We start from the raw sequence: 11,559 nt of genomic DNA on the forward strand, positions 1-11,559 counted from the left end.
CCGCAGATGAAGCCCGAAGCCTGAGGGCAAAACGAAATCGGGAAAACGCCGCCCTCTCTCCGGGGGCATCCCTCGAATGCGCGGATGCTGTTTCTCGATCGAGGCGGCGATCGCCACAATAGGGTGACGCGGCCGAGGCCAGCGCCGTCCCGCTTTCCTGCAGCGAAGCGCCAGCAGGCTGGGCACTGCAAGTGCTGCAAGAAAACGGCAGGTTCTGCAAGAGATCGATCCAGCCTTGCAAGGCGTCTGCATCGCTTCGGTGCGCTCACGGAAGTTGCCCCCGCAGTGCGGCGGACCCGGCACAATGGTGCACGGTACTCGCGGGAAGTCTCGTGCGGTCGGAGCCATGGACCCGAGCAAGCAGCCCAGAATTTTCGTTGCCGATGACCCGGTCGACGGTCGTGCCTGGGCCACTGTGGCCATGCACGGGCTCGGCTCGGTGGTGCAATGGGGGGACGGCCAGAAGCTGCTCGATGCGCTGACCGAAATGGCGGCTCCGGATGTCGTCTTCGTTTCCGACAGTCTTCCGGATTTCACCGGTCTCGAAATCTGTCTCCGCCTGACGAGTAGTGCGGTGACGCGCGCAACGCCGGTGATTCTGATGAGCACCGACCCGAGCGACGAATTCATCCGCAGTGCGTTCGAAGCTGGCGCTACGGATGTGCTGCACCAGCCGCTCCATCCCGATCTGTTGCGTGCCCGTGTGCGTTCCTACCTCGCGCTCAGCCGCCAGGCGCGGCCGATGGATGCCGAGACGCAGTCGAAGACTGCCGAGCTGGAACGCATGATCGAAACCCTGCGCGCGGAACTCTCCGAGCGTGAGCGCCTGATGGCGCGTGCCGAGTTCCTGTTCGACCACGATCTGGTCACCGGCCTGCCCAACCGGCGCCATCTGCTGCAGTTGGTGGAGCGTGCACGCCGACGAGCCGAAGGAAGCCATTGGCCGATGGCCATCGTCGCGCTGGGGATCGAGCGCTACGCCGCTCTGCAGGCCTCGATGGACAAGGATTCGTTCGACCGGATGATCTCGGCGGCGGCGGCCGGCCTGCGACAATCCCTGCGGCCGATGGATTTCGTCGCCCGCATTTCGGAAGAACTTTTCGCCGCGGTTCTCGTGCCCCGCGAGACCGACACGGCCGAGATCGTGTCGCGCAACGCGCGCGACATCGTGGCACGCGCCGCCGCGGCGCTGAATTCCGAGATCATGCTCGACGGTCGCCACGTGGCGCTCGAGGTACGGACCGCCGTCGCGATCTATCCGCAGGACGGCGCGCACGGCAAGGACCTGCTCAAGCATCTCGACGACACGCTGACGCTGACGCGTGGCGCGACACCGCGCGAGCGCCGTCGCATCAAGACACCGGACCTCGCGTCCGCGCTGGCGCTCGAGCTGCGGCTGCGCCAGGCCATCGACAGCGATCGCCTGATCCCGTTCTACCAGCCCAAGATCGATGCGAAGACCGGCCTGCTGCTGGGCGGCGAGACCTTGATCCGCTGGCCGCTGCGCACCGGCGAGTACGTGGGTCCTGGCGAATTCGTGCCGATCGCCGAGGCGGGCGGCCTGATCCCGGTGCTGGACGATTACGTGCTGACCGCCGCCTGCGTGCAGATCGCGGAGTGGCAGGATCGCTTCCCGAATTTCCGGATCGGCGTGAACCTGTCCGCGCTCAAGCTGCACAACCGCGGCGTGTTCGATCGTCTGCGCGAACTCTTCGCCACGACCGGTGCGCGCGCGCGGCACCTGGAACTCGAAATCACCGAGAGCGCGCTGATCACCGACTTCGATGCGGCCAGCAACTGGCTCAGTGCGGTGCGCACGATGGGCGTGTCGGTGGCGCTCGACGACTTCGGCACCGGCTATTCGTCGCTGGCGTATCTGCGGCGGCTTCCGCTCGACGCGATCAAGATCGATCAGTCCTTCGTCAGCGGCCTGAACGAAGATCGCAGCACCGTGCCGATCGTGCGGGCGATGATCGCAATGGCCAAGGCCCTGGGCATGCAGGTCATCGCGGAGGGAGTCGAGACCCCGTGGCAGGCCCAGATCCTCACCGAACTGGGATGCGACGGACTCCAGGGTTTCCTCTACAGCCCGGCGGTGCCGGCGGAGAAATTCGAGGCGATGCTGGCAGCGGGCCGGGTCGACCCGCGTATCAAAAAAGAGATGCCCGAGCCGCCGGCCGATCGCCGTCGATCATCGGAGTCTGCAAATCAGCCGGATTCGCGCATGCCGGGCAACGGCCCGCCGGCCGTCGCCCGGGACAACCGGACTCAGAACGCCCAGTCGAAGCGCAAGCCGTAGGTCAGCGGCGCCGCGAGCGTGACGTTGGCGCCGAAGTCGGTTGCGATCATGCCCTGGCTGTACTTCTCGTCGCCGAGGTTGCGACCGAACAGCGTCGCGCGCAGATTCCACGGCTCGTAGCGATAGCTCACGCGAGCGCCGTACACGGTGTAGCTCTTCTGTGCGAGGTTCTTCGCATTCGACGAGGCGTAGTAGAAGCCGTCGTTGTAGTACGCATCGCCGCCCAGTTCGAGCGAGCCGCCGGGCACCTGCCAGGTCTTGGTCAGGTTGGCCTGGCCCGTCCACTCCGGCGTGCGCACGACGCGGTTGCCGGTGTAGTCGTTGTTCGACGAGAAGTGGCCGTCGTTCGGATCGAAGCCCGAAGCGCTGGTGTAGTCGTCGTACTCCGAGTCGAGCCAGGACGCGCCGATGCCGAACACGAAATCGTCGAACGTCTGCGGCAGGATCTGCACCGCGAAGTCGAAGTCGATGCCCTGGATGCTCGCCGCGTCCGCATTCTCGAACGACACCGCGCCGCCCTGGAACAGCGAGATGAACTGCACCTGGAAGTCGGAGATGTCGTAGTGGAACGCAGCGACGCTCAGCGCCGCGTTGCCGTTGAACAGCGGCGTCTTGAGGCCCAGCTCCCAGGCCTCGATCTCCTCGGGCTCCACGTAGGTGGGCGGCGAGTAGATGCCGATGGCGTTGTACGTCGCCGACTTCAGCGCTTCCTGGTAGGTCAGGTAGATCAGCGTGTCGCCCGAGAACGGACGCAACTCGATCGTCGCCTTGGGCTTGAAGCTGGTCGTCGTGTCGTGGATCGGCACCGTGTTGCCGTCGGCGTCGCGCGCGCCGATCGTGTTCCAGTCGAACAAGGTCAGGAAGCCGCCGTCCGACAGGTACAGGCCGGAGTCCGACTTGATCAGATAGCGCGCCTCGTCCTGGTAGCGTCCGCCCACCGTCAGCGAGAGCCAGTCGGTCGCCTTGAGCGTGGCCTGCGCGAACGCCGCTTTCGAGTTCGTTCCGATGAGCGCGTGGAACGCGACGTCGCCGTTCGGGAACGCCACGTTCAGCGCGTTGAGCGCCTGGATCGCGGCCTCCGGCAGCGAGATGCCACCGCGCTGCAGGTCGGCGAGGTCGAGGCCCAGCAGCTTGAGGTTGGCGGTGTCGAAGCCCTGCTTGCTGTGGAAGTAGTAGCCGCCAATGATCCACGTCAGGCGATCGGAACCCCAGGTCGAGTCGTTGGACAGGATCTGGACTTCGCCGGTCTGGATGTCCGCCAGATTCTTCTTCTGGTCGAATGCCGCCAGCGCCTGGCCGGAGCCGTCGAAGTCGTACGTGAAGTACGAGCGCGCCTTCTGGTCGCTGCCCAGCAGCTTCAGGTCGAACCACGGCGTCTCGTAGGTCGCCTGCCCGTAATACACGGTGCTGCGGAAGCGCAGGAACGACGGTTCGCTCAGATCGCCCTTGTAGCCGGTCTGCGCCGTGATGCAGACGGGCAGCGGCAGCGGCGAGTCGCAACTGAACAGTCGCGTCGGCGCGTTGTTGAGCGTGAACACCGAGCCGGTGCCGGTCTGCTCGTTGCGCATCGCGGCGAACACGATGTCGAGCGAATCGGTGGGCGCGAAGCGCAGCTTCACGCGTCCGCCGCGCGATCGCTCGGGGCCGATCGGCTGACCGGCCGCCAGGCCGCTCATGTAGTGATCGCCGTCGGAGTAGTAGCCGCCGACGCTCACGGCGAGCCAGTCGGCGATCGGCAGGCTCTGGTAGACGTGCGTGTCGAAGGTGTTGCGATTGCCGTAGCCGGCCGCGATCTCGGTCTCGCTCTTCTTGAGGTTGGGATCCTTGGTGACGACGCTGATCGCGCCGCCCACCGCATTGCGGCCGAACAGCGTGCCCTGCGGACCCTTGAGCACTTCGACGCGCTCCACGGCGCCGAAGTCCTGCGCCTGGCCCTGCGAGAACGGGAAGTAGATGCCGTCCACGTAGTACGCCACGCTCGGATCGGCCATCAGGAAGGCATCGGAACCGACGCCGCGCAGGAAGATCGTCGTGAACTGCGCCTGCTCGTCCACCGACAGGCCTGGTGTCGCGAGTTGCAGCGACGTAGTGTCGGCGATGCCGCGGGCTTCGAGTGTCTCGGCGCTGAAGGCCTGGATCGAGATCGGAACGTCGAGCAGGTTTTCTTCGCGCTTCTGCGCGGTGACGATGATCGTCTCGAGCTGACCCGGGATCGGTTCGGCGTCCGGCATCGGCTTTTCTTCACCGACATTGACCGGGATCGTCGGCAGGATCTCGACGTCGGCTGCGGCCGCATCGGCTACCGGTGCCCCGGAATCCACAGCAGGTGCGGCGGCTTCCGCCGCTACGGGTGTCGCAGGATCTGCTACCGGTGCGGCTGGATCCGTTACCGGTTCCGCTGCCGCCACTTCCTGTGCGAGCGAGCCGTTCGAAGCGAGCAAGCCGGCTGCGCCGAACAGCACGGCGGGCAGCAGGCGCTGAGAAACACGTACCGGCACCGCGCGTCGCGCAGCGAGGGTTCGTCGATACCCCATCGATGAAACTCCCTGTAAAACGAATCTGAGAACGGCGAGGTTAGGGACGCGATGGAATGCCGACCAAGACTTTTTGCGGCGCGTTCTTCACCGCAAAGGAATAAGAAGCCGCGCTTCGATTCAATTCGAAAAGCGGCGTCTCGACGCGAAGAGACCGTAGCCCGGACGAAGTCCGGGATCCGTGTTCCGAAGGGGGCCATCCCGGACTTCGTCCGGGCTACGCTCCGCTAGCGGTACTCGTCGAGCAGCGCCGCGCCCGACACGACCACGCGTTCGCCCGGTGCCACGGCCGTGGCATCACAACCGCTTCCCTGTCGTCGTTCGAACCATTCGGGTTCGGAATGCACCCAGACCGCTTGCGCGGTGCCGCCGCAGGCGCCACGCGAGACGTCGATGATCACCGACACCAGCTCGCCGGGCAGCAGCGGGCGGTCGGCCAGCGGCGGGGCATCGAGCAGCAGGCGCCAGCCGGTTCCGGATGCCTGGGGTTCGACGCCGCGTACCGAGAGGGCGGCGCCTGCGGGTGCGCCATCGAGTCGTGCGACACGAATGTCCTGCGCCACGCGGGCATCCCAGATGTCGGCCGCGATGCGCACGCGCGACGCGCCGCTGATGTCGAACAGGGCCGCACCGGCGGCGACGACGTCGCCGGGTCGCACGCGAGGCGACGTGAGCACGCCGCTCGCCAGCGCCCGCAGCACGACGCGGCCCTGCAGGGCTTCGCTCGCGAGCTGGTACAGGCGATCCTGTGTCGCGCGCTCGGCCTCGGCCTGTTCCAGGAACACGTTGTCGGTTGCCGGCGCCTGGCCGCGGGCGTCCGACTGCAGGCGCATGCGCTCCAGGTTCACCGTGGCGAGATGGCGCTTCTGCTCGATGCCGGCGAGCGCCGCGCGTCGCTGTGCGCGATCGCGTTCGCTCATCAGCGGGCGCAGCACCGCCAGTTCCTGCCCGGCCTTCACGCGCTGACCGGATACCGGCCAGCCGGCGCCGACCGCTTCGAGCCGCCCCGGCTCGGGCGCCGTCACGACACCCGGCGCATCCGGATGCGAGATGACTTCGCCCAGCAGGCGCTGCGTCTGGATACCCGTGTCGGCCGCAGCAGCCGTGCGAATGCCGAGCCGGTGCTGCAGCGGTTTGGAAACGAACAGGCGGCCGTCGGCGCCCAGATGCGGCCGATCCGCAACGGTGGCCGGCACCGCGCCGTGATGCGCCGGACCTTCGTCGTGCGCGCGCACCGTGCCGGCGAGCAGCAGCAGGGACGCGCAGAGAAAGGACGCGACTCTCATCGTTTGATCGGTGTGCGCGAGGCGCTGGCCGCCTCGATCCGCACCGGCTCGCCGATGCGCAGCGGCGCATCGCCGGTCACCGCGAACAGGAAGCGGCGCGCGCGCAATTCGGGATCGAAGGATTCGGCGATCAGGCGCAGTCCGGCGGTCGACCCGTCGAGTGCCGTGGCATGTTCGAGCGCGCCCGCGTCGAGCTGGCCGTCGGGGCTGATGGCCTCCACGGCCAAGCCGCCGGCGTCGCCGATCTCGAACACGGTGTCGCCGGCGGCGACGTCGCGATCCGTGCGCGCGCGGCTCGCCAGCACGGTGCCCGCGCGTTCCGCCGTCAGCGGCAGACGGCCCGCGAGCGCACCGGTCAGTTGCTCCTTGCGCGCACGCGCGCTGCGATAGTCGCCGAGGATCTGCAGTGAAGGGAGCGTGAACTGTCCGTCGTACTGCCCGGTATCCACCGCGTTGAAGCGGCGCACCTGCAGTTCACCGAGCGTGACGTCGCGATCGGCGGTCGCGAGCAGCGCATCGAGGTCGCGCCGCTCGGGCGCCGGAATATTCGGTTGCAGGTAAGCGATCACCTGGCCGGCGTGCAGCTTTTGTCCCGGTGCCGGAAACCCGCCCGGCGGTGCCTCGAGTCGTCCTGCCTGCTCGACGCTCACGCGCAGGCTCGCGCGCGGATCCGCGATCACCTTGCCGGCGAGCGTGGCGGCATATGCGCTGCCGCCGATCCATCCGAACGCGAGCGCGGCGCAGGCGGCGTATCGGCTCATGACGCGCCCGGTCCGGCTGCGTTTGGCGCAGACGCCGGAGGGTGAAGCGGAGGCGAGGATCTTGAGGGACATCGGGCGATCGGCAAGGGCGCGCCGGATCGCGCGCGCCCTTGTCCGTTTGCGTCCTCAGTGCGTCGAAGTGGCCGGCGTCGCACCCGACTCCAGCAGCGCCACGATCCGGGTCAGGCCGTTGGCCTGCGCCACGCGCAGCGGCGTGTAGCCCGCGGTCGTGGACAGCTTCGGATCCGCGCCCAGCTTCAGCAGATGCTGCACGTAGGCCTCGTGTCCGCCGGCGGCGGCCAGGTACAGCGCCGTGACGCCACGATCGTTCTGCGTGTTGACGTTGGCGCCCTTCTCGACGAGCAGGCTGATCAGTTCCAGGCTCGATCCGAAGTAGGTGGCGTGGATCAGCGGCGTCCAGCCGGCAGGATCGCGGTACTCCGGATTGGCTCCACGCTCGAGCAGCAGCTTGGCGATCTCGAACTGGTTCTTGCTCGCCGCGGCGAGCAGCGCGGTCTGGTCCACGGCATCGACGCTGTCGACCGGCACGCCGCGGTCGAGTGCGGCGACGACCTGCTCGAGATGTCCGCTGCGGGCATCGTTGACGAAGAAGCTGATGCGTTCCTCGGCGCCGATGCCGTCATCCGGCGCGGTCTGCGCGGTGGCGGCGGGAGCCGCTCCCGGCTGCGACGTGGAAGCGCAGCCGGACAGGCCGGCGAGGGCGAGCAGGGCCAGCGAAAGGGCAGTGCGTTTCATGGCAGCGGCTCTCACTTGCTGGCGCGGGCGACGGCGTTGGCGCCGGGTCCGCCGAGCTTGGCCTTGGCGGCGAGCTGCGCCGTCAGGGTTTCGATGCGCTGCTGCACCGTCTTCTGGTACAGCGCTTCCTTGGCGGAGTCGTCGAGTGCGTCGTAGGACTCGGGCTTGGAGACGGCGCGCGGGCCGTCCTCGACCTTGAGCAGGTGCCAGCCGAACCGCGTCTTGACCGGCGTCTTGGTGTACTCGCCCTTCTTCAGCGAGGTCAGCGCATCCGTGAAGTGGTGGTCTATGAAGATGTCGGGGCGGAACCAGCCGAGGTCACCGCCATTGTTCTGACCACCCGGGTCCTGCGTGTAGACCTTGGCGACGGCGGCGAAGTCCTCGCCCTTGTCGAGCTTGCCGAGCGCGATGGCGGCCTGGTCAGGCGTGGCGACCAGGATCTGGCGGATCTTGTACTCGACGATCTTGTTGTTGGCGCGATTCCACTCGTAGGCGGTCTTCAGTTCCGCGGTCGTGACCGGGCTCTTCTCGAAGTAATCCTGGAGCAGCGCGCGCGAGAGGATGGCGCGCTCCTGGTAGTCGAGCTGGTCGGCCACTGCGGCGCTCTTGTCCAGGCCCTTGCGACGCGCTTCCTGCGCGAGGAGTTCCTGCGTGACCAGTTCCTGGCGCGCCGCGGTGCGGGCTTCCTCGGAACCCGCGCCGCGCGCGGAAGGATCGGGGTTGATGCTGGTGAGCATGAGCTGCACGTGATTGCGGCTGATGCTCTTGCCGTTGACGAGCACGTCGGTCGACAAGCCCGAATCTGAAGGGGTGGCGGTGTCGGCCTTTGACTGCGAGAACGCAGGCGCGGCGAGCAGGCTCGCGGCAGCGACGAACAGCGCGGGGGTGAGTCGAAACATCGGTGGCTCCCAAAAATTGAAAACGTCTAAACGCGAGGGCGCAAAGAATGAAAAGCGAAAAGGTGCGACAGGAAAACAGAAACGACGGGTAAGAAGGAAAGAACTAAAACGCCGGTTCTCATTCCGTTAAACGTGGACCGAGGCCCGGTCGAAGCAGGGATGTTCTCGGCTCGAGGGCAACAGCGCCGGGTTTCACCCGGGCTGCGGATGCGAAATCGGCGCGGGTTTGCACCCGCGCCGACGTTCTTCACATCAACCGCGTGCCGCTACCGGATCAGCGGTTGCCGTCCAGGTTCAGCGGCTTCTTCGGGAAGTAGCCCGGTCCGAACAGCGCAGCTTCGTCGCGCTCGAAGGCCGCGGCGTGCGGCTTGGCGCCGCCCTTGACGCCACGCGCACCCGGCCACAGCCAGGCGTCACGCGCCGCGCTGTCGAAGTCCACGCAAGGCGTTCCGAGCAGCTCGTCGGTGAATGACGTGTCGAGCACCGTGGCACCCGTTGCCTTGTCGAACTTGCCCAGGCAGATCGTGCGATCGCCGTCGGAGCCCGTGCCGGCGCCACCGATGTGGTTGAGTTCCACGAAGTACTGGATGAACACGTAGCGCGCGGTGCCCGTTGCGGGCTGTCCACCGACCAGCGTGTTGCGCGGCACCTTGTCGCCGTTGGGCAGGGTCAGCGGGCTCAGGTCGAGATAGCCACCCGTTCCCTGCGGCGTTGCCTGGTAGCCCACGCGGTCGACCAGCGTGAAGTGCGGGCCGCCGTGCGTGTACAGGTTCTGCAGCGAGTTGAGGTTGCCGCTGCCAGGACCGCTGCTGATGCCGGAGGGTTCGCCGCCGGTCTGGGTCGAGTTGAGCAGGATGCCCGCGACATTCAGGTTCAGCAGCTCAGGCACGACTTCCGCGAGACGGTGATAGCCGACGCCCGGCTGGCTCACGTTGTTCGACACGCTGGTCACCAGGCCCGTGCCGTGCGGCCCGGTCTCGAACTGGCCGATGGCGCCACGAATACGCGGGCAATCCGACGCCTCGTTGTTGTGCTTGAGGATGTTGAACTTGCCGCTGACACCACCGGACAGGTCGGCACGCGAGGCCGGCAGGCCCAGCGAGGTGTTGGCCGGACGCGAAGGATTGGCAGGCGGGAAGTCGCACTGGATCTTCGTGGCTTCGGTATTGCCCTTGCCCTTGGCCAGCAGCGGACGCACGTCGACCGTCAGCAGGCGGCGGCTGTGCTCACGCGGGTAGTCACGATCGAAGTCCGCCGAGCCGGCCGGGTCGATCGAGGCGGGGCTTTCGATGCCCGACACCGGCTGGATCAGGAAGCGATCGTCGTCGGTGAGCGAGAAGTACGAAACGCCGGTGCAGGGGCCCACGTCGTAGACCGCGCGCCAGTAAGGACCGAGGCCGCCGTAGATGTTGACTTCGTTGCCCTTCAGCGTGATGTCCGGGCTGTAGTACAGAACGCCACCGCACATGGAGGCCGAGAACGCGCCGTCATGCGGGATGTAGTTCGCCGAGCCTTCGGTGCAGCTCGCAGCGGTGACGCTGCTGCTGTTGTTCGCGGTGACGCCGGCAGCCGAGACCGCCTTGTCGAACGACGTGTCGCCCTGGTTCACCCAGCCCTTCTGGTTGACGCAGTGATGCGACTGGTGAGGCAGGCCGAACGCCATCAGGCCTTCGTTCTCCTCGTGGATCAGGATCGGCTCGATGCGCGGGCCATCCGGCACGGCGCTGACCGAGCGCAGGTACGGATTGCTCGGATACACACCGGCAGGCTTGAGCGAGTCCTTCGTCTTGCCCTTGGTGTAGCTGTAGCTGGTTTCCCACACGCGCACCGACGAACCGAAGCTCGATCCGCAGATACCCAGCGGCGAATTCGACAGGCCAGCCTGGCCGTTGCCGGCGAGGTTGCCGCAGAACGCGCCGAGCGCGCCGTTGATGGCAGCCACGCCGATGCTGGCAGGAACGGCGTAGTCCGACGCGGCGAGATACTTGCCGTCGTAGGTCAGGCCCATGCCGTGCGGCTGCGATTCGATGCCCGCGTCGCGGTTGCCGAGATAGAACACGCCCTGGTTGGCCGCACGCTGCGGACGCAGGTCCGGGCTGCTGGTGTAGTTCGTCGGGTTGCGCGGCTGCTTGGCTTCGACGCATCCCGGGTATTCCGTGATGCCGACGTGGCCGAGCAGTGGGTTGTCATCCGGCGCCGTGAAGTTGAGGCAGCCCAGCTGCGTGACCGTCTGCAGAAGCGGAACCACGGCCGGAACCGCGGCGGTCGCGATGCCGAGCAGGGTCGGGGCCACGCGGCCCGGATCGATTTCCGTCACCGTTCCCTGCGGTCCGTACACATAGTTGCCCATGTACGTGAACAGGATCTTGTGGTTGTCGCCCGGCGCCGGCATGACGATGAAGTCGTCGGTCAGCGACGAACGACGCGGCTGCGTACCGGCGACGGCGAGGTCCGCCTTGCCGATGCTGCGCACGCTGGTGATGTCGTAGCGGAACACGTTCTTGCTGATGACGCCGCCAGCGAAGGTGTACTTGCGCTTCGCCGTCAGGCCATCGCCACCGCCCGAGATGTAGGACGTGTAGCTCAGCATGTGGTGAGGATCGTTGTGCTGATCCGAACGGTCGCCCCAGACGTTGGGCAGCACGTTCGACACCAGCACGTTCGGCAGTTCGGCCGTCCAGATCACGTTGCCGAACGTCGTGGAGTTGGGCTCCACGTCGACCACGGCGAGGAAGTCCTGCGCGGTGTTCGGATTGCAGGTCGGCAGCGAGCAGCCGTCCGACGACCATACGAGCAGGACCGAGCCGTTGGGAATCTCGGCGCCGGTGTTCTTGTTGATGGCCGCGGGCGCGCCGGAGGGTGCCGGTGTGGTGGTCGTGCCACCGCCCAGCAAGCCGCCGAGCAATCCCTGCGCTTGTGCCACGCCTGATGTTGTCGCCCATAGCCCTGCCGCAGCGCAGGCTAGCAAGGCCTTGCGTGCGAGGCTGGTACGGCTACCCCCTGAAACTGTCATGGAATCTCCTG

7 protein-coding genes are annotated in these 11,559 nt (G+C 66.9%); 1 reads left to right on the top strand and 6 read right to left on the bottom strand.

Going from position 1 to position 11,559, the window contains the following annotated elements; genetic code table 11:
- The first annotated feature begins 346 nt into the window (after window positions 1–346).
- On the top strand, window positions 347–2,299 hold the full coding sequence (locus DFR24_RS01755; protein WP_162850977.1) for a putative bifunctional diguanylate cyclase/phosphodiesterase: 1,953 nt from the start codon (window positions 347–349) through the stop codon (window positions 2,297–2,299).
- On the opposite strand, the gene DFR24_RS01760 is transcribed toward DFR24_RS01755, so the two are convergent.
- The 6 genes from DFR24_RS01760 to DFR24_RS01785 form a co-directional block, all read right to left on the bottom strand.
- On the bottom strand, window positions 2,269–4,833 hold the full coding sequence (locus tag DFR24_RS01760) for a TonB-dependent receptor (protein ID WP_133879635.1): 2,565 nt from the start codon (window positions 4,831–4,833) through the stop codon (window positions 2,269–2,271). The genes DFR24_RS01755 and DFR24_RS01760 overlap by 31 nt on opposite strands.
- Before the next feature lie 227 nt (window positions 4,834–5,060).
- On the bottom strand, window positions 5,061–6,119 hold the full coding sequence (locus tag DFR24_RS01765; protein WP_133879636.1) for an efflux RND transporter periplasmic adaptor subunit: 1,059 nt from the start codon (window positions 6,117–6,119) through the stop codon (window positions 5,061–5,063).
- Entirely contained in the window at window positions 6,116–6,952 is an 837-nt protein-coding gene (locus tag DFR24_RS01770) for an HlyD family efflux transporter periplasmic adaptor subunit (RefSeq protein WP_133879637.1), read from the bottom strand. The genes DFR24_RS01765 and DFR24_RS01770 overlap by 4 nt, the downstream gene beginning before the upstream one ends.
- A 54-nt stretch (window positions 6,953–7,006) precedes the next feature.
- Window positions 7,007–7,636: an ankyrin repeat domain-containing protein gene (locus tag DFR24_RS01775; RefSeq protein ID WP_133879638.1), complete on the bottom strand. Its 630-nt coding sequence runs from the start codon at window positions 7,634–7,636 to the stop codon at window positions 7,007–7,009.
- An 11-nt stretch (window positions 7,637–7,647) separates the two neighbouring features.
- Window positions 7,648–8,535 carry a peptidylprolyl isomerase gene (locus DFR24_RS01780; RefSeq protein ID WP_133879639.1) on the bottom strand — a complete coding sequence of 296 codons (888 nt, stop codon included), beginning with the start codon at window positions 8,533–8,535 and terminating at the stop codon, window positions 7,648–7,650.
- A 274-nt stretch (window positions 8,536–8,809) separates the two neighbouring features.
- On the bottom strand, window positions 8,810–11,458 hold the full coding sequence (locus DFR24_RS01785; protein WP_133879640.1) for a hypothetical protein: 2,649 nt from the start codon (window positions 11,456–11,458) through the stop codon (window positions 8,810–8,812).
- Window positions 11,459–11,559: the final 101 nt, after the last annotated feature.

The sequence above is a fragment of the Panacagrimonas perspica genome (genome assembly GCF_004364935.1).
Classification (GTDB): Bacteria; Pseudomonadota; Gammaproteobacteria; order Nevskiales; family Nevskiaceae; genus Panacagrimonas; species Panacagrimonas perspica.

Excerpts from the sequence above, each read along its gene's own strand:
- DFR24_RS01755 (WP_162850977.1), top strand. The coding sequence starts at position 347 with ATGGACCCGAGCAAGCAGCCCAGAATTTTCGTTGCCGATGACCCGGTC.
- DFR24_RS01760 (WP_133879635.1), bottom strand. The coding sequence starts at position 4,833 with ATGGGGTATCGACGAACCCTCGCTGCGCGACGCGCGGTGCCGGTACGT.
- DFR24_RS01765 (WP_133879636.1), bottom strand. The coding sequence starts at position 6,119 with ATGAGAGTCGCGTCCTTTCTCTGCGCGTCCCTGCTGCTGCTCGCCGGC.
- DFR24_RS01770 (WP_133879637.1), bottom strand. The coding sequence starts at position 6,952 with ATGTCCCTCAAGATCCTCGCCTCCGCTTCACCCTCCGGCGTCTGCGCC.
- DFR24_RS01775 (WP_133879638.1), bottom strand. The coding sequence starts at position 7,636 with ATGAAACGCACTGCCCTTTCGCTGGCCCTGCTCGCCCTCGCCGGCCTG.
- DFR24_RS01780 (WP_133879639.1), bottom strand. The coding sequence starts at position 8,535 with ATGTTTCGACTCACCCCCGCGCTGTTCGTCGCTGCCGCGAGCCTGCTC.